A 20,997-nucleotide genomic window follows, 5' to 3' on the forward strand; every position below is an offset into this window, starting at 1 on the left:
TCCTTGTGGCATGAGACGAGCGGGAATGATCTGTCGAATGGTACCCGCTCCCGCCCGTTCTTCACCGCCTCCTGGCGCGGATCATCAACGGCGCGACCACCCATCCCGCCGCTGCCGCGAGCGCGAGCGATCCGCCGGCGATCCATCCCGCCGTCGTCCCGATGACGACGTCGAACACGAACCCGACGACGCCCGCGAGCAGGAACGAGACGATGGCGAGAGCCGCAAGCAGGCACACGTGCCCGGCCGAGACGACCGCGGCCTTCGCCCCGGCACGGAAGAGCATGCGGTGCGCGGCGACGGGGGCGAGGGCGAGAACCGCGCTCAGAGCGCTCAGCGCGATGAGCACCAGGTACAGGCCCTTCTGGCCGGGCGCGAGATCGGCGAACGCGGGCTGGAAGGCGAGAGCGAGGAGGAAGCCGGTGAGGATCTGCGTGCCCGTCTGCAGCACGCGGAGCTCCTGCAGCACCTCGATCCAGTTGCGATCGGCGCGCTCATCCGGGGTCTCACGCCGGCGCGGGACCTGATCCGTCATGATCCGACGGTACTGCGGCCGTTCGTCGTCTGTCTCGGCCGCGGCTCACGCCTCTGCGATCCGCGGCCTTCGGTCGACGCGCCCGCCTACCGCACCGGGGAGGGGCGCAGCGCGGCACGATCCGCGAGGGCCGGGAACGCCTGCAGCACCATATCGACGAGTCGCTCTGCCGGACGCGTCAGCGGATCGGTCGCCGGCACGCCGTGAGCGAGCTCGATGTCGTCGATCGCGTCGTCGATCTCGACGTCCGTCATGCCCTCATGGTTGACGGTGACGCCGATGACCCGAGTGGTCGCGAACGCCTCGATGAGAGCGATTTCGCTCTCCAACGTCGGCATCGGCACCATCGGGAAGTCGCCGAGGACCCGCCGCCGCGGCGCGTGCTGCACGATGACACCGGCCGGTTGGCTGCCACGCAGGATGTGCGCCGACGTCAGATACGCCGGATGGCTCAGAGCGCCCTGCCCCTCCACGATGATGATGTCGGGATCCTCGCCCTCGAACGCCGCGACGACCTGGTTCTCGACCTCGCCCGAGCAGAACTGGGGAACCAGCGCGTCGAGGGCGACACCGTACCGCCCGCCCTGAATGATCGTCGTCTGTCCCGTGCCGACCATGACGGCGCGGATCCCACGATCGACGAGCGCCCGCACGACGAGCGTCGCCGTCGTGCGCTTTCCGATCGCGCCGTCCGTGCCGAGGACCGCGATGCGCGGGCAGGTGACGCCCGCGATCCGCCCCGAGAAGAGGTGCAGATCCTTCTTCTCGCGCGGGCGCCGGATGTCGGTGATCGTGACGCCGGCGACGAGGCTCGCGGCGGCGAACTCGACGTCGTCCGCGAGGAACTCGTGCAGGCCGTTGATGATGTGCATGCCGCGGGCGATGCCGTCGAGCAGCACGACGCGCTGGGCCGGCGACAGCAGCCCGTCTGCGGGCGCCACCCCGCAGATCAGGTAGTCGGGAACGCGCCCCGCGTGTGCGATCGCTTCCGCGAGATCGGCGAGCACGGGGATCCCATTTCGCACGCCGTCGAGGAACTCGCCGGCGTCGACGCCCGCGCGGCTGCCATCGATCACGCTGAGGATCTCGTACTTCTCGGAGTGCCGGACGAGGCCGTTGGCGGTCTTGCCGTCCTGTGCGCCGAACTGGCCCTCACAGTAGACGATGGCCGTGGATCGGGTCAGAAGATGGGCGTTCATCGAACTCCTTGCGGTCACACAGAGGAGGCGACGGATCGCGGAGAGCCCGAGGGGCGGATCGACAGACAAGAAGTCTTCTCTGAACGCCGGCAAGATGCCGACCAACTCAACGTATCAGGGGGAGATGTGCGGGGGCCGGGCGGGGTGAGCAGTCCTCCCCGCCCACGGACCACCGAGAGTCGCGCCAATCTGAGCATGCTCAGCCCTTCAGGATGCGAGTCGCCGCAGCCACACGTACTCGTAGGGCCCGAGTGCCAGCACGTCGTGCCGTCGGCCCGCGAGCACATCGATTCCCGACAGGCTCGGCGCCTCCACGCGGTCGCCGCTGACGTTGATCACGGCGACGATCTCGTCCGGCGTCCCACCGGCTCGACGGATGACGACGAGGCGCTCGTCGTGACGCTCGATCTCCTGGTCCGCGAAGGGCGAGAAGCCCGGCAGGCCGCGACGTGTCTCGAAGAGCCTCCGGAGTCCCTCGAAAACGCCCCTGCGTCTCGGCGACGTCTCCAGTTCCTCGGCCAGCACGTCGGCGTCGAGGCGCTCACGGTTGATCCGGCGCGCGATCCCCGACTCCTGTACGCCCTCAAGGTCCTGCGCAGAGCCGAGCAACGAGTGGTAGTAGATCGCGGGCACGCCGACGACCGAAAGAAGGATCGCGTGCGCCGCGAGCCCGCGCTGGACGACGGCCGCCGTGGGATCCGGGTGGTCGGCTTCCACGAGCGCGTCAAGGTAGTTGGTGTTGAGCTCGTACACCGTCTCGGAACCGTCGGGCTGGGTCGCCATCGAGATCCGGCCGCCGCGCGCGAGCGTGCGCTCGACCATCAGGCGGCGATCGTCGTCGGTCAGCAGTCCGGTCGTCGGTCGGAGTCCGATGCCGTCGTGGCTGCTCAGGAAGTTGAACCATGTCGCGGTGTCACTCACGGGCCGGATCCCGGATGCCCAGTCGGCGAAGGCCGTCGCGCGCCCCGTGATGAAGGCGTGGAGGACGAGCGGCGGAAGGGCGAATTGGTAGACCATATTCGCCTCATCGTCACCGTCTCCGAAATACGAGATGTTGTCGACGTGCGGGACGTTCGTCTCCGTGAGCAGCAGCACACCTGGGGCGACGGCGTCGATCAGCGCACGCCAGACCTTCACCACAGCATGTGTCTGTGGCAAGTGGATCGAGCTCGTACCCGACTCCTTCCAGAGGAATCCGATCGCATCGAGGCGGATGGTCCGCGCACCGCGCGCGATGTAGCCCAGGAGGACGTCGGTCAACTCGAGCAGGACGCTCGGCGTTCGCGGATCGACATCGATCTGGTCGGGGCCGAATGTCGTCCATGCCTTCGCCGTCGTGCCGTCGGCGCGCTCGAACGGATGCAGGAGCGGCGTCGCCCTCGGGCGGACAACCTGCGCCGTGTCAAAGTCCGCAGCCGGCTCGAGGAAGTACCCGTCATACCGTTTATCGCCATCGAGCCACCCGCGGAACCAGGGGTTCGACGCGGACACGTGGTTCGCGACGAAGTCGAGCGCCACCTGGTACCCGGCCGATTCGGTCTCCTCGACGTCAGCCCAGGTGCCGAGCGCCGGATCCACCTCGCGATGATCGACGACCGCGAAGCCGTCGTCGGACGTCCACGGGTAGATCGGCAACAGATGCACGTCGGTGAGGATGTCACCGACGTGCTCGCGGAGCACCCCCGCGAGCGTGTGCAGCGGCACCTCGCCGTCGCGCGTGAACGAGTCACCGTAGGCGATGAGGTACGCCGTCTCGTGGCTGAGGGGGAAGGATCGTTCCTGGGACAGCTGGGGCTCCCATCGATCCGCCAGGGCGAGGAGCTGGTCCCGCACCTCGGGGGCACCGTCACCGTAGAGCGGAGCCAGGAGCGTCCCGAGCAGATCGCGAAGCGCGCGAGATCGATCGGCGTTCATCGTGCACGGCCCCGCAGCTGGCGTACGAACTGCCGACCATGCTCGTCGAACTGCGAGAGCTGGTCCGAGGATCCCCGGATGCTCGGCTCGGGTAGCACGACGTCGCGGGGAGAGGGGAACTGAACGATCTGAGGCACGACCCCGAGTCCTCCTTTCGATACAGGTGAAATGAGTGAGAGGAGAAGAGCGTCAGCCCTTCTCGGCGCCGGCGGTGAGCCCGCCGACGAGAAGCTTCTCGGACGCGAAGAACAGGATGATGATGGGAAGCGTGAGGATCACGGATCCCGCCATGAGGACCGTGGTGGGCACCTCGATGCTCCCGGAGAGCTGCGACAGCCCCAGCGAGACGGTCCAGTTCTCGCGCTTCTCGACGAGGAACAGCAGCGCGAAGAGGAACTCGTTCCACGCGATCATGAAGACGAACAGCCCGTTCGAGATGATCGACGGCATCGCGAGCGGCAGGCTGATCCGCCACATGGTCTGCACGCGCGTGCACCCGTCGATCGCCGCGGCCTCCTCGAGGGAGACGGGGATCGTGGCGAAGTAGTTGCGCAGCGTGTAGATCGAGACGGCCACGACCTGTGACACGTAGACGATCAGCAGCCCGACCAGCGAGCCGCGCAGACCGACGCGTGTGAAGAACACGAACAGCGGGATGGCGAGCAGGATCACCGGGAAGAAGTACACGGCGAGGAAGAGCGCGGATACGTGGCGGCGACCGAAGAAGCGGAGACGGCTGACGGCGTATGCGCCCGGGATCGACACGATCAGCGTCACGACGACCGTCGCGAGCGCCACGATGAGCGAGTTCCACATGAACCCCGTGAAGCCCTGGCCGCCCTCCGAGGTGGGCGCCAGCACGTCGAGGTACGTCGTGAGATCGAGCTCCTCGATCGAGATCCACAGCGCACCCGGATTCTGAATCAGGGAGTCGAGCGAGCGGAAGCTCAGCAGGAGCATGTAGTAGAACGGCACGATCGCGGCGAATAGCAGCGCGACGATCACGATCGGCCGCAGCACGCGCAGAATCGCATTCTCCGCTCGGTCGCGGAGCATTCCGGTCGGACGCTGTCGCTCAACGGAGCGCTCAAGGGTCATGCCTGGTCTTCCTCTCGTCCGAAGAGTTTGAGGTACGCCCACACAAGGATCCCGAGGATCGCGGCGAGGATCAGGGCCTGAGCCGCCGCCGCGCCGATGTCTCCGCGTGCCGTGAGGTAGTTGAAGACGCGGACGGACACGACCTCGGTTCCCGCGCCGCCGCCGGTGAGCAGATAGATGTCGTCGAAGTTGTTGAAGGTCCAGATGAACCGCAGCACGCTCAGCACGGCGATCGTCGGGACGAGCTGAGGCAGCAGAATATGGAAGAACCTCTGCGTGGGCGTCGCGCCGTCGACGCGCGCCGCCTCGTCCAGCGTGTCGGGGACAGCCTGCAGGCGCGCGGTGAGGAAGAGGAAGGCGAATGGGAACGACCGCCACCCCTCGAAGACGATGACCGTCATGAGCGCGATCGGGAGCTGGATCTCCCACCCGAGGACGTCGACCGGAAGCCACCGGGCCGAGAGGAACGCCACCGGATCCTCCCAGCCAAAGACGTTCACCCCGACCCAGTTGACGATCCCGTACTGGGGATTCAGCATCGTCGACCAGACGAAGGTCGCGGCGACGACGGGCGCGACGTACGGCAGGAGAAGCGCCGCTCGGATCGCACCGCGTCCGCGGAACGGTTTCCGCAACGCGAGAGCTGCGATCAGCCCGACGCCGATCGCGAGTCCGGTTCCGAGAACCGAGTAGAGCAACGTCGTCCACAGGGAGGACAGGAAGCCCGGCGCGGTGACGACCTCGATGAAGTTGTTGAACGTGTACTCGCCGAAGAAGCCCGCCGTCCCGATGGTGATCAGCCGGACGTCCTGAAACGCGAGAGCCACAGCCCACAGGATGGGCAGCACGACCGCGACGAGCACGATGATGAGCGTCGGCGAGAGGAGAAGGAGACCCGACCGGTTCTCCTCTCGCCGCGTGCGCGACGCTCCGGTTCGGCGGGGCCGAGCCGCGGATCGGCTCGGTCCCGCCGCGAGCTGCGTCACTGAACGGACTCCGCGATGGAGCGCACCACCTCGGTCGTCTGTTCGACGACCGCCTCTGCATCAGCACCCTGCGTCGCCTCGCTCACGCCTGCCGCGATGGGCTGTTCGCCCTGGAGGGCGCCGAGGAGGTCTCCCTGCCCCTGCGTGAGTCCCCAACGGGCGAGGTTCTCGGGGCCGGCAGCGACCGCCGAGAGCACCTCGTCGCCATAGAAGTCAGAGAGGGGGGCCTTCGTGTCCACTCCCACGGGGAGCGTTCCCCAGGCGTCCGTGAACAGCGTCGGCTCCTCCGGCGTCCCCGTTCGCACCGGAACCTTGCCCTCGGGCGCGATCGCGATCCACGGCTCGTAGCCGTCGGACATCATGTACTCGATGAGCGCCGTCGCGCTCTCGGCGTCGGCCGTCACGGTCGTGGTCCACGACGTGATCTCGCCGAACTGGGCCGGTTCCGGCCCATCGGGCCCGGCGATCGAGGTGACGACGCCGGTGTTCTCGGCGAGGAACCCAGGGTCCTCCTGGCACTCGGTGCAGGACGGCTTGGCGTCGTCACGGAGCCCCGCCATCTCGTCGAGGACGAAACTCGACCAGACGAACATCGCCGCGTCACCCGCGAAGTAGCTCGCGCGCGTCGTCTCGACGTCCTGTGCGCCCGGAACGGACGACTCCGTGATGAGTTCGCCGTAGAACTCGAAGGCGCCGACGCACGCATCCGAGTCGAGCTGGACCTCGCCCGCGCTGTCGACGAGCTCGCATCCGTTGCCGAGGGCGATGTGCTCGAACGTCTGCTCCGTGAAGGCATCGCCCGGGGCCGTCGCGCCGACGAACCCGGCGATGTCGCCGTCGTCGAGCAACTCGGCCGCACCGAGGATCTTCTCGTAGCTGTCGGGTGCGTCCAGCCCCGCCGCCTCGAAGAGGTCGGTGCGGTAGTAGAGCATCTGGGTCCAGGACTCGCTGGGGACCGCGAGAGACGTGTCGCCGTCGGACGTGAGCTCGAGCGCCTTCTCGGAGAAGGTCGACCGGTCGAGGGTGTCGAGAACGGATCCGACGGCGTCTGTGTCGATGAGGTCGTTCGACGACAGCGTGCGCACCTGCGGCAGGGAGAGCCCACCGATGACGTCGGGGAGGTCGCTCGCGGCCGCCGCCGAGGTGATGAGCTGGCTGAACTGGTCCTCGGCCACGGGGACGAGCTCCACCTCGACGCCGCTCTGCTCGGCGAAGGCGTCGACGATCTCCTGTGTCGCCGCGACGCGATCCGGCAGGTCCTCTTGCACCCACATGGTGAGCTCGCTGTCGCCGCCCTCTTCATCGGCCGTGCCACTGCTGCACCCAGCCGCCGCCATCACGACGACACCTGCAGCCGCAGCTGCCGTCAACATTCGGTTCTTCACCGTGCGCCTCCTTGCGCTGATCCTGCAATGACGAGAAAGGTCCGCGGCTGACCGCGAATTAATAATGTCTAGACGATAGACATAACGTGTCTAGCTGTCAAGCATTAAGGTGGAGACAGAAGGAGGTGACCATGCCGGGACCAGGGGACGTGTTGGAGCTCGTACGCGTACACGGTTCGCTCACGCGCGGTGAAGTGAGGGAGCTGACAGGCCTGTCGCGGATGACGGTTTCCACACGCATCGACGCGCTCCTCGACAGCGGCCTGCTCGTCGAAGGGGAGGCGAATCGGAACAGCACCGGTCGGCCGTCGCGCCAGCTGCACTTCCACACGGACCACGCACGGATCCTCGTCGCCTCCGTCGACACGACCCACACCACGGTCGGTGTGACCGATCTCGCGGGTCACATCCTCGCCGAGGAACGCATCGCTCCCGCCGTCTCCGACGGGCCAGAAACGACTCTCGACGCGATCGCGCAAACGGCGACGCGTCTGATCGATCGCGAGGGATCCACGCTTGCCGAGGTGTCCGCCTGCGGCGTCAGCGTGCCGGGGCCGATCGACCCGGATACACGGCGCCCGAACGAACCACCGATCATGCCGGGCTGGGACGGATTTCCGATCGCCGAACGACTGCAGGACCGACTCGGCGTCGCGATCCACGTGTCGAACGACGCCGATGCCGCGGCGCTAGGTGAACAGCGCCGGGTGTACCCGCAGTCCCGATCGTTGTGCTTCGTGAAGATCGACACGGGCATCGGATCGGGCATCGTCTTGGACGGCGACATCTACCGGGGGACCGACGGCGGATCCGGCGACATCGGGCACATCAAGCTACCCGGGAACAACAGCGAGATGTGCCTGTGCGGTGCGACAGGCTGCCTCGCCTCCGTCGCGTCGGGACGCGCCCTCGCCCGGCAGCTCACGGAGATCGGGAAGACCGCCGACTCGGTGACGGACGTGCGCCACGCCCTGAACGCCGGCGACCCGGACGCCGCACGGCTGACGCAGGATGCCGGACGCGTGATCGGCGAAGTGCTCGCGACGGTCGTGTCGGTGCTGAATCCGGCGCAGCTGGTCCTCGGCGGCACGCTCGCTGTCGCCCCGATGATCGCCGGTGTGCGCGAGGCGCTCTACCCGCGGTCGCTCCCACGCGCGACGCGCAATCTCCAGATCGTGCCGTCGCAGCTCGACGCCGACGCCGCTCTGATCGGCCTCTCGCTCCTCGCAGTTGACGAGGAGTACTCCGCAGGCGCCGTGAACAAGTCGCTGACGGGATCCTGACGGCCGCTCCACTGCCGCAGATCGCTCCAGAACTCAGGGCCGATTCTGCTCGCTCGTGCAACGCCGGTAATCAGTTCGGTCTGCTTCTCACGTGGTGTCCGGAACTCCGTCGTCTTGCTGGGCGTCGCACGGCGATGCCGCCGCCGATCGAGACGGGAAGATCCGCTGGTCGATGCCGGTGGACTCCACGATCGTCCGCGTGCATCCGTACGCGACGAACGTCACGCGCCCCGCAGGGGGCTGGATCGAATGACACGGATCCGGCCGTCGAGCCACCTGATCACGCGATCAGACGCGGTCCGTGGCGACAAGGCGTACTCGTCGCGAGCGATCCGTACCCACCTGCGTGATCGCGGCATTCGGAGCCTGATCCCGCAACCACGCTCAACGCGGTGATCGCCTAGTCCTATCAAGGCTGATGAGGGATGCCCTCACTGCCACCGCGGTTCTGTTCGAGGAACTCGATGATGGCGCAGGCCGCCGGTTCGGGTTCCTGCTCGACGGGATAATGGCCGGAACGTTCCATCACGAGTTCAGTGACATCCGCTGCCAGCGGTCGCAGACCTTCCGCGACGGCGGACCCCATCGCGTAGCGACCTCCGATCGCGAGGACGGGAGTGCTGATCGGGCTCTCCCGAAGTCGACCGATATCGATGATGTCGTCCGTCCACGTTCGGTAGTAGCCAAGCGCCGTTTCGAGCATGCCGTCCGACGCGTAGACGTCGACGTAGGAGCGTAGGACGGCGGGATCGAGCCCCGTCGGTCCGGCGCTCTGTCGGAGGAAGGTGCCGTAGTAGGCGTCCTCTCGTCCCGGCACGAGGCGCTCGGCAAGACCCGGCGCACGGTTGAACGGCCCGTGCCAAGACGGGTAATGATCTGCGCCTGGTGTCGGGATCTCCACGTCGATGCCGGGCAGGATCTCCTCCTCGACCACAAGCGCCGTCACGGCATCAGGCATCGCCGCAGCCAGAAGCGTCCCGACGGTCCCTCCCCAGTCATGACCGATGACCGCGAACCGCGTGATCCCCTGTTCGATCAGCCGCTCCCCCAGGCGCGCGGCAAGTTCCCTCTTCCGGAGACTCTGAGTGCCCCCGGGTACGCTTCCGAGCCCGGGCAAGGTCAGGGGAATCGGCGCGAAGCCGGCGTTCTCCAGACGCGGCAACAGATCCCGCCAGTGCGCCTGAGCAACGGGCCATCCGTGCAGGAGCACGACCGAGAGTTCGCGTGGGGAAGCGTTCACTGTTCCATGATCCCCTCTGCCGTGAAGGGCAAGCCGATCATCTGAGACGGCTGACGCGCGCGAAGATTGACATGCACGAGCTCGATTGATCACGAAAGCGTTACACCACTCCACGGGACTCCACTTCGCCAGGGCGGTCGAGGACCGACCGACCCGCCGTTGACGTCAGACGCTCTCTACGTCTTCAACCGTGGAGCCTAGGAGATTCGAACGCCTGACATCCTGCTGGCAAAGCAGGCGCTCTGCCAACTGAGCCAAGGCCCCGCGAGGACAGTCTGAGACGCCCGACGCGCGCGAAGCTCACATCCTGATGCGCGTGCACCAGCAGCCGCTGGCCGGCGTCCATGACGCTTCACCAGGTACTTGTTGCCGACTCCGCGGCGAGGCGCGGTCTCATCTGCCGTCGGCGATCGACATGAATCCCGCGAAAGCGAAGACTGCGGGCACGACGTAGAGAAACACGAGCGCTGCTCCCCATCCGATCGCACCGAGCATCCACCAGAACCCGGTGCGCCGATCTTCCAGACGAAGCCGAGTCCCGTCGTCTGCGATCCGCGGCGATGACTCAGCCCATCTCCCCCCGGGTGTTGCGAGGGCTGCTCGTATCGTCTCTCTGATCGGTGACACGTTGCCTTCCGGAACGCGATCGTCGCGGTAACGCGACGCATTGCGAAGGAACGGGCCCATGACTCCTCCGGCGATCTCCGCCACATCGTTCCACGGATCAGGATCCGAGAAGTCGGCCGCTCCTGGCCGGAAGAACACCACTCGGTCCCCGACGACCTCCATGCTGAACGCATGCGCGTGATCGATCATGGCCGCCATGACGTCCGGGGTCAGCAAGAACAGCGCATCCCGCCCGTAGCCGGCGGGCGCGTACATCTGGAACCAGCGATCGAAATCGCCTTCAAGCGAGAGCGTCTGGTGCCTGGCCACATGCACCGGCAGCATCCGCGCGAGGCCCCCGTTCTCCGTGGAATCAAGAACCATGTGCGGGAGCGGCACGGGCATTCGGAACGCGATGTACTGCCAGGATCCTGAACGCGATCCCCTTCGATATCCGATATTGCCGAACTCGATGCGCTCCGCAACGAAGCGCGGGTAGCAGTGAGCGTGCCGCTCCGCGGTGATGAGCGAGGAGAACGCGGCTCCGCGCCGGGGCTGATACGCAAGCCCATTGGCGAATGCTGTGAGCATCTGTCGCCACTGTCGAATCCGTGCGCGAGATGACGGCGGCCTCGCCGCCCACCGACGCAGCCAGACGGCAGCGACGACCCAGACCGCGAAGACGGCAGCACACACCACGATGTCCCTGATGTCTCGCGCTTCGATGCGGTTGTCCTGCAAGGTGTCGATGCGAACGCCGAGCACCATCAGCACGATGCAGAGATACCAGAGCATCAGACAGTGATTGACATGCACGAGCACCTGACGCTTCGTCGGTACCCAGTGCGGCCGCGAGCTGAGCCGGTACTGCTGCATCGCTTCCGCGATCTCGTGCTCAGGGGCTGAAAGCCAACGCAGATCCACCCGAGGCCTCCCGCCTTCTCGAAGATCGTAGAGCACCTCGTGCGACGGACTCTGCTCGTGCGACGCCTCCCCCGTGGCGCGCACATCGTGTCGAGCGTCGCATCACGTGACGAGTAGCCGAGGGCTGGTCGCCAGACGGAAGCTGAGGCGGATGCGCCGTACGAACCGGCATGCCGCACTGACGTGCTGCGGCGCCAGAATCGCCGTGCCGCCGACGATGTCGGGCTGCCGGTTCCAGTCCCCGAGTCTCGGGGATGCACCAGGTCTGAGCCTGGTCGAGCGCATCGGGGAGGTGAAGATGTGGAGCCTAGGAGATTCGAACTCCTGACATCCTGCTTGCAAAGCATGTTGCGAACATGCATTATGCCTGGTCATAGGCAGCTTTTGGTTCGCGCGAGGCGCATTTGCGGCGCACCGGCTTTCACGGCCGGCTCCCGAGCAGCACCGGCACCTGCGATCGGGTGACCAGGAACGCGTGGAGATCCCGGTCGAGCATGGCCGCTAGCCGCAGCGTGTCCTCGTGCGCTTCCTGCGCGCTGAGACGCGTCCGCTGGCCTGGCAGGGGCATCCCATTGACAAGCGGCTCGTGGTGGGCGACGCGGTTGCGCAGTTCATGGACGCGGCTCACCACAGCCAGTGCGTATTCGCGATTCCACCGCTGATGGTCGGCCCGGGCCTGGGCGCGCCCACCGAGGAAGGCTTTGTCGAGCACGCCTCTCCACAGCACCTCATAGTCGCAGCGGATGCGGCGCGGGGGCTTACCGGCATGGTCACCCTTGTCGAGAAGCCCTCGCCAGAACCCAAACATACACTGGGCGACGAGCTTGCCCGGCGTCTTGGGCTCCTTGACGCGACCCCAGGCCGTGCTCAGTGTGTTCATGGAGCGGTCGTCGAGCGGCATGGCCGTGTTCTCGTACCAGTCGACGCCCCACTTGGCCTCGAGCTGCGCACTCATCGCGTTACGCAGCGCCACCTCGAGGATCGCGAGGTCGCCGAGGAAGGCAACCGCCAGGTCGCGGTCCCAGAGGTAGAGCTCGCGCGCCCGAACCGGATCCCCTGCAGCGGCGGAGAGATACGTGCCCATCCGCGTCGGAGTGACCGACCGATCCAATGCTGCGATGTGGTGGGCAGGCATCGACACTGGACGAAGCCTCCTCTCCGATGTAGTCTGGTGGGGAAGTCCCCGGCATAAGCCTCTGTCGAACATGAGTCGGCATGCAGCCGGGGTTTTTCTTTGCCTCCGAGCCTAAGCGACCCGCGAGGGTTACCGGCCAGAAAGTGTGGATGGGGTCTGGCGTGTCACCCGCGTCCTGCCCATCCCGCTCGGGACCAGAGCCCTTCGCCCGCGTCGAGCCCGGTGTCATAGAGCGCCGGGCCGATCGGTTCCTCGACCGGTGCCGGAGCGGTGATGGGTTCGACGGTCTTGGCGAGATCGAGAGCGTGTTCGAGCGGGAGCTCGTGCGGGGTGAGAAATCACTCGACCGCGCGACGGCGGTGTTCCTCGCTCATCCCGCGGTGTCGGCGCAGGATATCCCTGATCCGCGCGTTCACTCCCTCGAGCGGGCTGGTGGTGCGCGGGTTGCCGTAGGTGATGTGGGTGAAGATGAGGTTCTTCCGAACGCCCAGGCGGACCAGCAGCCAGGCTTTCCGGAGCCGGTCATGGGTGAATCCGAACTGGCCATTGCGGAGCAGTGTCCGCTCGGTCGTGAGGTGACCGAATGACTGCCACCATTGCTCCAGGCGCAGTTGCCATTCGATCGCGGCATCCGCGTCGTGGACGGAACTGAGGTCCATCACCAGGTGCCACTGCGCGCGCCCTGCCGGGGTTCGCGGTTTGAGGGTGAGATGACGGGTGATGTCATCTGCGGGCGGAACAGGCAGCGTTGGTGCTTCGTCTCGGGCCAGGCCTGTCGCAGCGCGGACGGGAGACCGCTGCCGCCGTCGGAGACGACGATGCCGGGAGCGGGGATCTGCTCGAACAGTGCTTTCCAGGCCGCGGTGTTCTCTCTCGCGCAGCATTGCCAGGCGAGGACTCTGCCGGTGTCGCTGAGAGCGATGAGCAGGCACCAGGAGCCGATGTGGATGCCATCGATGAGGACCGCGTGATAGGGGGCCCAGTCGCGGGGAAATGCCCCAGCACCACGCGGTCCGGCGGCGGAACGAGCGCCCGGTGGCCGTCCCGTCGATCTCGGCATGGGTGAGTTTCCCGGTGAGCCAGCACGCGAAAGCGCGGAGCCGTTCGCGGGCGGTCACGTCAGGTCGGCGGCGCACGCTCGAGGATCCGCAGGGCGGGCAGCGCGAGCGTTGGGTTCCGGAGCGGTGTTTCCGGCTCTTGACCAGTTTGCTGCCGCATACCAGACAGTTCGCCGGAAGGTCCACGAGTAAGCCTCGCAGACCATGACTGTTCTCTTTCTACCGCGCGATCACGCGGCTAGATCACGGAGTCATCCACTCCTTTTGGCCGATAACCCCCTGCCTTCAGCTACGCCGCAACGCGAAACGGCCGGATCCGCTTAGTGCGGATCCGGCCGTTCGAAGATGTGGAGCCTAGGAGATTCGAACTCCTGACATCCTGCTTGCAAAGCAGGCGCTCTACCAACTGAGCTAAGGCCCCGTGAGGAGGGATGGTGGGGCTACCAGGACTTGAACCTGGGACCTCTTCATTATCAGTGAAGCGCTCTAACCGCCTGAGCTATAGCCCCGTATCACCAGCAGGCTCACCTGCCAACCTGCAAGAGCATACATCACCGCGACGACGCTCTCCAATTCGCCCCTGCGCCCCGGGCGTGGCGCGCTCCGTCGCTGCCGCCTTCGACGCCACAGAACTCGGAGATCTCACGAAACGAGGGCCGGATTCACCGAACCGCCCTCGTTTCGTGAGATCTCCGCAATCCGTGACGTCCGCGACACCCCGACACGCGAAAGTGCCCCGGGGCCGCAACCCCGGGGCACCTCAGCGAACTCAGTTCGAGGTGAAGCCGACGAGCAGACCGCCCGTGATCTTCACGCACATGTTGTAGATGCCGGCGGCGACCGCACCCATCACCGTCACGACGATGAGGTTGAGGATCGCGACGACGGAGCCGAACGCGAACACCTGCGGCAGGCCGACCGCGGCTTCGATGGAGAAGCGGCCGTCGCTGAAGCTGCCGATGAACTCATCGACCTGGCTGATGAGTCCCGTCGACTGGATCACGAGGAACATGAGCACGAACGACACGAGCGTGACGATCGCGATGGCGATCGCGACGAGGAAGGACAGCTTCACGGCCGACCAGAAGTCGATGTAGACGAGGCGCAGGCGCACCTGCTTCGACGAGGTCTTCTGCGCGGACTTCTTCGCGAGCTTGTCGGCTACCGTGCTCATGCGTCACCTTCAGGGGTCTCGGGAGCAGATTCTTCTGCCGATTCTTCGGCCTCGTCCTCACCCAATCCGCGCTCGCTGTTGCGGGCGATCGTCAGGATGTGGTCTCCCTTATCGGGGCGAGCGAACACGACTCCCATCGTGTCTCGGCCCTTCGAGGGCACCTCGGCAACGGCTGAGCGTACCACCTTGCCCTTGGCGAGCACGACGAGGACCTCGTCCTCCTCCTGCACGACGAGTCCGCCCGCGAGCTCTCCGCGTTCGTCGTGCAGACGCGCGACCTTGATACCGAGACCGCCACGGCCCTGCTGTCGGTATTCGCCGATCGCGGTGCGCTTCGCCCAGCCACCGTCGGTCACCGTGAACACGTAGGTGTCCGCGCGCGCCACCGAGGCGCTGAGCAGTTCGTCGCCCTCTCGGAACGACATGCCCTTCACACCCGACGTCGAACGTCCCATCGGACGCAGCGATTCGTCGGACGCCGGGAACTGCAGCGACATGCCCTTGCGGCTGATGAGCATGAGGTGGTCATCGCCGTCCACGATCATCGCGTCGACGAGCTCGTCGCCGTCGCGGAGGTTGATCGCGATGATCCCGCCCTGCCGGTTCGAGTCGTACTCGGTCAGGCGCGTCTTCTTCACGAGCCCGTTGCGGGTGGCGAGCACGAGATACTCGGCGTCGTCGTAGCCCTTCAGCTCGATCACTTCGGCGATCTGCTCGTCCGGCTGCATCGCGAGGAGGTTCGCGACATGCAGACCCTTGGCGTCGCGCCCTGCCTCCGGCAGCTCGTATGCCTTCACGCGGTATACGCGGCCGGCGTTCGTGAAGAACAGGATCCAGTGGTGGGTCGTCGTGACGAAGAAGTGCTCGACGACGTCGTCGGCGCGCAGCTGCGCGCCGCGGATTCCCTTGCCGCCGCGGTGCTGGCTGCGGTACAGATCGCTGCGCGTGCGCTTGACGTAGCCCTCGCGCGTGATCGTGACGACGACCTCCTCTTCCGCGATGAGGTCCTCGATCGACACATCGCCGTCGAAACCGGGGAGGATCTCGGTACGGCGATCGTCGCCGAACTTGTCGGCGATCGCCGTGAGCTCGGTCTTCACGATCGCGCGCTGACGCTCGTCGCTCGCGATGATGTCCCGGAAGTCGGCGATCTTCGCCTCGAGCTCTTCGGCCTCGTCGACGATCTTCTGCCGTTCGAGGGCCGCGAGGCGGCGCAGCTGCATCGTGAGGATCGCGTCGGCCTGCAGATCGTCGATGTCGAGGAGCGACCGCAGGCCCGAGCGGGCGTCGTCGACGGTCGGCGAACGCCGGATGAGCGCGATGACCTCATCGAGCGCGTCGAGCGCCTTGAGGTAGCCGCGGAGGATGTGCATCCGCTCCTCCGCCTTCCGGAGGCGGAACTGCGTGCGCCGCACGATGACTTCGAGCTGATGCTCGATCCACAGGGAGATGAAGCGGTCGAGCGGCAGCGTGCGCGGCACGCCGTCGACGATCGCGAGCATGTTCGCACCGAAGTTCGTCTGCAGATCGGTGTGCTTGTAGAGGTTGTTCAGCACGACCTTCGCGACGGCGTCGCGCTTGAGCACGACCACCAGGCGCTGTCCCGTGCGTCCCGAGGTCTCGTCGCGGATGTCGGCGATCCCCGTCACGCGCCCCTCGCGCGCGAGCTCACCGATCTTGACGGCGAGATTGTCGGGATTGACCTGGTACGGAAGTTCCGTGACGACGAGGCAGGTGCGGCCCTGGATCTCCTCGACGTTCACGACGGCGCGCATCGTGATGGATCCACGACCGGTGCGGTACGCCTCGTGGATTCCCTTGTTGCCGAGGACCTGCGCGCCCGTCGGGAAGTCGGGTCCGGGGATCCGCTGCATCAGTCCGCCGAGGACCTCCTCGCGCGGCAGATCCGGGTTCTCGAGCGCCCACAGGGCACCGTCCGCGACCTCGCGGAGGTTGTGCGGTGGGATGTTGGTCGCCATGCCGACCGCGATGCCGACGGATCCGTTGACGAGGAGGTTCGGGAACCGCGCCGGGAGCACCGTGGGCTCCTGCGTGCGACCGTCGTAGTTGTCCTCGAAGTCGACGGTCTCTTCTTCGATGTCGCGCACCATCTCGAGCGCGAGGGCGGCCATCTTCGTCTCGGTGTAACGGGGAGCTGCCGCGCCCTGGTTGCCCGGAGTTCCGAAGTTGCCCTGCCCCTGCGCGAGCGGGTAGCGCATCGACCACGGCTGCACGAGGCGCACGAGGGTGTCATAGATCGCCGAGTCGCCGTGCGGGTGGTACTGACCCATCACCTCGCCGACAACGCGGGTGCACTTCGAGAACGACTTGTCGGGGCGGTATCCGCCGTCGTACATGCCGAAGATGACGCGGCGGTGCACGGGCTTGAGCCCGTCGCGCACATCCGGCAGCGCGCGACCGATGATCACGCTCATCGCGTAGTCGAGATAGCTGCGCTGCATCTCGGACTGCAGGTCGACCTGATCTATCCGACCGTGGTTGTGTCCGGCGTTGATATCCGGACGTCCCTGCTCTTCTGGCAGCTCTGTGTCGCTCATAAGTCTGTCTCTCTTCGCGGTCCGTCGTCGATCAGATGTCGAGGAAGCGGACGTCCTTGGCGTTGCGCTGGATGAAGCTGCGACGCGACTCGACGTCGTCGCCCATCAACACGGAGAAGATCTCGTCAGCCGCGGCGGCATCCTCGATCGTCACCTGGCGCAGCGTGCGCGTCTCGGGATCCATCGTCGTCTCCCAGAGCTCCTCGGCGTTCATCTCGCCGAGACCCTTGTATCGCTGCACGCCGCCCTCGTTGCTCTTCGGCAGGCGCTTGCCCTGCTCGATTCCGAGCTCGAGAAGCGCGTCGCGCTCGCGATCGCTGTAGACGTATTCGTGTTCGGCGTTCGTCCACTTCAGGCGATACAGCGGCGGCATCGAGAGGAACACGTATCCCGCCTCGATGAGGCCCCGCATGTAGCGGAACAGAAGCGTGAGCAGCAGCGTCGCGATGTGCTGACCGTCGACATCGGCATCGGTCATCAGGACGATCTTGTGATAGCGCGCCTTCGCAATGTCGAACTCGGGGCCGATGCCCGTTCCGAAGGCCTGGATCATCGCCTGGACCTCCTTATTCGCGAGCGCCTTGTCGAGGCGCGCGCGCTCGACATTGAGGATCTTGCCGCGGAGCGCGAGGATCGCCTGGGTGAGCGGATTGCGGCCGTTCACCGCGGATCCGCCGGCCGAGTCGCCCTCAACGAGGAAGACCTCGCTGATCGAGGGATCCTTGCTCGTGCAGTCCTTGAGCTTGTCGGGCATTGCGGCCGACTCGAACACGCTCTTGCGGCGAGCAGTCTCGCGGGCCTTGCGCGCAGCGAGCCTCGCGTTCGCGGCGTCGATCGCCTTGCGGATCACGTTCTTCGCCTGCTGCGGATTGCGCTCGAACCAGTCGCCGAGCTCATCCGCGACGATGCGCTGGACGAAGCTCTTCGCCTCGGTGTTGCCGAGCTTGGTCTTCGTCTGCCCCTCGAACTGCGGCTCGCTGAGCTTGACCGAGATGACCGCCGTCAGCCCCTCGCGCACGTCATCGCCCGTGAGGTTCTCTTCCTTGTCCTTGAGGATGCTGTTGGCGCGCGCATAGCGGTTGACGAGCGAGGTCAGCGCCGCGCGGAAGCCCTCCTCGTGCGTGCCTCCCTCGTGCGTGTTGATCGTGTTCGCATAGGTGAACACGTTCTCGCTGTAGGACGTCGTCCACTGCATGGCGACTTCGAGGGCGATCTTGCGCCCGTCGTCCTCCGACTCGAAGCTGATGATGTCCTCGTGCACGCGCTCGGCCTTGCGCGCATTGTTAAGGTAGTCGACGTAGTCCATGAGACCGCGCTCGTAGTGGAAGACGTCGTGGCGCTGCTCGACTTCCGGCGCCCCCTCTTCGGTTTCGACCTCTTCGGTCGAGGTGGGCCGCTCGTCGTACAGCTCGATGCGCAGCCCCTTGTTGAGGAACGCCATCTGCTGGAATCGGGTGCGCAGGACCTCGTACTCGAATTCGACGGTCTCCTTGAAGATGTCGGGATCCGGCCAGAAGGTGATCGACGTCCCCGTCTCGTCCGTCGCTTCCCCCTGCTCGACGGGTCCGCGCGGCACGCCGCCGTCAGAGAACGACTGACGCCAGACGCTGCCCTCGCGCCGGACCTCGGCCTCGAGCCGCGTCGAGAGCGCATTGACCACCGATGAACCGACACCGTGCAGACCGCCCGAGACGGCGTATCCGCCGCCGCCGAACTTCCCGCCCGCGTGCAGCACCGTCAGCACGACCTCGAGGGTCGACTTCTTCTCGATCTTGTGCTCGTCGACGGGAATACCGCGGCCGTTGTCGTCGACGCGGACGCCGCCGTCTTCGCGCAGCGTCACCGTGATGGTGTCGCAGTAGCCCGCCAGCGCCTCATCGACCGAGTTGTCCACGATCTCGTACACGAGGTGGTGGAGACCACGCGGACCGGTCGACCCGATGTACATGCCGGGGCGCTTTCGCACCGCCTCGAGGCCCTCAAGAACCTGGATCTGGTCGGATCCGTAGTCGTTCATGACCTTTCCGGGCCCGGCCGACGTGCTGTCGCCCCCCGTGTCGGCCGTCGTGGAAACAGGCTCGTCCTGAGGGGTTTCGCTCGTCATGAAGGGATCGCTCCTTATGGTCGGGGCAGCATCATCAGTTTACCCGCTCCCGCGGCTCGAAACGCCAGAATTGGCCCTCTGACGCGAGAAAACACCCTCGGACAGGGTGCGACCCGTCCTAACCGTAGGTATCGCGCGGGCCACGCCCCTGAACGCGTCTGAAGCCGTGTTTCCACGTGGGGACGTCGGGGCCGAAGAATCGGATCTCCTTCACGCCCGCATCCGGATACAGCTCGAGGATCCGGGTGAGGAAGCTCGCCCGCATGAGATGCATCTGCTTGCTGCGCGCCGTCGAGTCACATCGGACCACGACGAGGCCCTGCGCGAAGGTCTCGATGTGCGAGTGCGTCGCGTTGTCCGGACCGGCGATCTCCTCCCAGTTGAGCGCCAGCTCCTCGCGTTCCAGCTGCGGCCCCCACCCGCTCGACGTGGTGAGCGCCGAGATCGCGTCGCCCAGAGTTCCCGGATCCCGGCCCTTCGTGAACGGCTGGCTGCCATCGGGGTCTCCGCGTCGCCGTCGCTTCCGCTGCGCGGCCCTGCTCATCGGCAGGCCGCGCAGCCGGAGATACGTGGCGATCGTCTCGGGGACTCCCGGAGGACGCTCTCCGCTCACGATGCCTCACCCTCGTCGAGGGGGTGGTCGTCGAGCGAGCCGAGGATCTGACCGGCCTCGATGCGCACGGCGTTCTCGCGCAGAGGATCCGGGATGTCTCGTGCGACCGCGGCCGTGACGATCACCTGCTCGTATCCCGCGACGACGCCCGCGAGGCGACCGCGTCGTGCGGCGTCGAGCTCGGCGAAGACGTCGTCGAGGATGAGGATCGGATCGCCGCCCGGCGATTCGGCGCGCAGCAGCTCAGCCGACGACAGTCGCAATGCGAGCGCCATCGACCAGCTCTCACCGTGCGAGGCATATCCCTTGACGGGGAGGCCTCGCAGGCGCAGCACGAGATCGTCGCGATGGGGACCGACGAGAGTGAGCCCGCGCTCGAGCTCCTGCGCGCGCCGCGCTGCGAGTGCCTGCCGGAACTGGTCCTCGGTCGCGCCGACCTCCGATATCTCCTCGACTCCGTCGCCCTCCTCCGGATCGGCTCCGCCGATCGAGAGCGCCCACGCGATCTCCGGAGTATGGTCCTCGCCGGCGATCGCCGCGTAGGCGCGCGCCAGCGGATCCGTGAGATCGGCCGCGAGGCGCCGACGGGCGTCGATGATCTGGGAGCCGAGCGCGACGAGCTTGTCGTCCCATACGTCGAGGGTCGTCAGCTGCTCGACCTTCATGCCCCGCGCCCGAGCCGACTTCAACAGGGTCGTGCGTTGCTTCAGCGTGCGGTCGTAGTCGCCGAGGATGCTCGCCATCCGGGGCGTGCGCTGCACGAGCAGCTGATCTGCAAAGCGCCGACGTGCCGACGGATCGCCTCGGACGATCGTCAGATCCTCGGGAGCGAACAGCACCGCCTGCGCGTACCGGGGCAGCTCGTTCGTGCGGACCGGATTGCCGGAGACCCGTGCTTTGTTGGCCCCCTGCTTGTTGATCTGCAGCTCGAGCGTCACGTTCCGCGTGCCGTGTGCGAGGCGGGCCCGGACGAATGCTGCGTCCTTCCCTTCGCGCACCAGGGGCGCATCGGCGGAGACCCGATGTGAGCCGAGTGTCGCGAGGTAGGCGACAGCCTCCGCGAGATTCGTCTTGCCCTGGCCGTTGCGGCCGACAAGGAGGTTCGTGCCGGGTTGCAGCTCGAGCTCCGCCTGCGCGTAGTTGCGGAAGTCGACGAGGCTCAGGTGCTCGACGATCACGGCGAAC

The 20,997-nt window shown here is 66.4% G+C and carries 18 protein-coding genes, 3 tRNA genes and 1 pseudogene; 2 read left to right on the plus strand and 20 right to left on the minus strand.

The annotated features are described in order from the left end of the window. Positions 1–61: 61 nt before the first annotated feature. From C0012_RS11830 to C0012_RS11855, 7 genes are all read right to left on the minus strand, one after another. Positions 62–535, minus strand: a complete 474-nt coding sequence (locus C0012_RS11830) for a DUF6328 family protein (RefSeq protein ID WP_110587975.1) — start codon at positions 533–535, stop codon at positions 62–64. Between the two features lie 86 nt (positions 536–621). Further along, positions 622–1,734 carry a DUF1611 domain-containing protein gene (locus C0012_RS11835; RefSeq protein WP_110587974.1) on the minus strand — a complete coding sequence of 371 codons (1,113 nt, stop codon included), beginning with the start codon at positions 1,732–1,734 and terminating at the stop codon, positions 622–624. Between the two features lie 207 nt (positions 1,735–1,941). Beyond that, positions 1,942–3,648 carry an alpha-amylase family glycosyl hydrolase gene (locus C0012_RS11840; protein WP_110587973.1) on the minus strand — a complete coding sequence of 569 codons (1,707 nt, stop codon included), beginning with the start codon at positions 3,646–3,648 and terminating at the stop codon, positions 1,942–1,944. Then, entirely contained in the window at positions 3,645–3,785 is a 141-nt protein-coding gene (locus C0012_RS15475) for a hypothetical protein (RefSeq protein ID WP_162621753.1), read from the minus strand. The genes C0012_RS11840 and C0012_RS15475 overlap by 4 nt, the downstream gene beginning before the upstream one ends. A 52-nt stretch (positions 3,786–3,837) precedes the next feature. Continuing rightward, positions 3,838–4,746, minus strand: a complete 909-nt coding sequence (locus tag C0012_RS11845) for a carbohydrate ABC transporter permease (RefSeq protein ID WP_198411131.1) — start codon at positions 4,744–4,746, stop codon at positions 3,838–3,840. After that, positions 4,743–5,732, minus strand: a complete 990-nt coding sequence (locus C0012_RS11850) for a carbohydrate ABC transporter permease (RefSeq protein WP_110587972.1) — start codon at positions 5,730–5,732, stop codon at positions 4,743–4,745. The genes C0012_RS11845 and C0012_RS11850 overlap by 4 nt, the downstream gene beginning before the upstream one ends. Beyond that, a complete protein-coding gene (locus C0012_RS11855; RefSeq protein ID WP_232527909.1) occupies positions 5,729–7,117 on the minus strand; it encodes an ABC transporter substrate-binding protein in 1,389 nt (462 codons plus the stop codon). Before C0012_RS11855 ends, C0012_RS11850 begins: the two co-directional genes overlap by 4 nt. A 131-nt stretch (positions 7,118–7,248) precedes the next feature. On the opposite strand from C0012_RS11855, the gene C0012_RS11860 reads away from it, so the two are divergent. After that, entirely contained in the window at positions 7,249–8,400 is a 1,152-nt protein-coding gene (locus tag C0012_RS11860; protein ID WP_110587970.1) for an ROK family transcriptional regulator, read from the plus strand. Positions 8,401–8,536: 136 nt separating this feature from the next. Beyond that, positions 8,537–8,781, plus strand: a pseudogene (locus tag C0012_RS15745) (hypothetical protein); the annotation flags it as partial. Positions 8,782–8,809: 28 nt separating this feature from the next. Here C0012_RS15745 and C0012_RS11870 read toward each other — a convergent pair. The 13 genes from C0012_RS11870 to recF form a co-directional block, all read right to left on the minus strand. Next, entirely contained in the window at positions 8,810–9,640 is an 831-nt protein-coding gene (locus C0012_RS11870; RefSeq protein ID WP_110587969.1) for an alpha/beta fold hydrolase, read from the minus strand. Positions 9,641–9,831: 191 nt separating this feature from the next. Next, positions 9,832–9,904: transfer RNA gene (locus C0012_RS11875), tRNA-Ala, on the minus strand. A gap of 129 nt (positions 9,905–10,033) precedes the next feature. Continuing rightward, positions 10,034–11,170 (minus strand): hypothetical protein, encoded by a 1,137-nt coding sequence (locus tag C0012_RS11880; protein WP_110587968.1) that lies wholly within the window; start codon positions 11,168–11,170, stop codon positions 10,034–10,036. Positions 11,171–11,591: 421 nt separating this feature from the next. Next, complete coding sequence (locus tag C0012_RS11885; RefSeq protein ID WP_198411132.1) at positions 11,592–12,311, minus strand: hypothetical protein; 720 nt, start codon at positions 12,309–12,311, stop codon at positions 11,592–11,594. 332 nt (positions 12,312–12,643) lie between these two features. Beyond that, positions 12,644–12,964: a hypothetical protein gene (locus C0012_RS11890; RefSeq protein ID WP_110587967.1), complete on the minus strand. Its 321-nt coding sequence runs from the start codon at positions 12,962–12,964 to the stop codon at positions 12,644–12,646. Further along, on the minus strand, positions 12,964–13,365 hold the full coding sequence (locus C0012_RS15875) for a transposase (RefSeq protein ID WP_110587966.1): 402 nt from the start codon (positions 13,363–13,365) through the stop codon (positions 12,964–12,966). Before C0012_RS15875 ends, C0012_RS11890 begins: the two co-directional genes overlap by 1 nt. Before the next feature lie 346 nt (positions 13,366–13,711). Next, positions 13,712–13,784 (minus strand) — tRNA-Ala (locus C0012_RS11900). Between the two features lie 11 nt (positions 13,785–13,795). Beyond that, a tRNA-Ile gene (locus tag C0012_RS11905) sits at positions 13,796–13,872 on the minus strand. 260 nt (positions 13,873–14,132) lie between these two features. Beyond that, complete coding sequence (locus tag C0012_RS11910; RefSeq protein WP_110587965.1) at positions 14,133–14,537, minus strand: DUF3566 domain-containing protein; 405 nt, start codon at positions 14,535–14,537, stop codon at positions 14,133–14,135. Then, entirely contained in the window at positions 14,534–17,095 is a 2,562-nt protein-coding gene (gyrA, locus tag C0012_RS11915) for a DNA gyrase subunit A (RefSeq protein ID WP_110587964.1), read from the minus strand. Before gyrA ends, C0012_RS11910 begins: the two co-directional genes overlap by 4 nt. Before the next feature lie 31 nt (positions 17,096–17,126). Beyond that, positions 17,127–19,199, minus strand: coding sequence for a DNA topoisomerase (ATP-hydrolyzing) subunit B (gene gyrB / locus C0012_RS11920; protein WP_110587963.1), 2,073 nt, complete (start codon positions 19,197–19,199; stop codon positions 17,127–17,129). A gap of 118 nt (positions 19,200–19,317) precedes the next feature. Further along, the gene (locus C0012_RS11925; RefSeq protein ID WP_232527910.1) at positions 19,318–19,812 is read right to left on the minus strand and encodes a DUF721 domain-containing protein; all 495 of its coding nucleotides are present in this window, start codon (positions 19,810–19,812) and stop codon (positions 19,318–19,320) included. Then, positions 19,809–20,990: a DNA replication/repair protein RecF gene (gene recF, locus C0012_RS11930; RefSeq protein ID WP_110587962.1), complete on the minus strand. Its 1,182-nt coding sequence runs from the start codon at positions 20,988–20,990 to the stop codon at positions 19,809–19,811. The genes C0012_RS11925 and recF overlap by 4 nt, the downstream gene beginning before the upstream one ends. Between the last annotated feature and the right edge of the window lie 7 nt (positions 20,991–20,997).

It is taken from the genome of Microbacterium suaedae (assembly GCF_003254645.1).
Classification (GTDB): domain Bacteria; phylum Actinomycetota; class Actinomycetes; order Actinomycetales; family Microbacteriaceae; genus Microbacterium; species Microbacterium suaedae.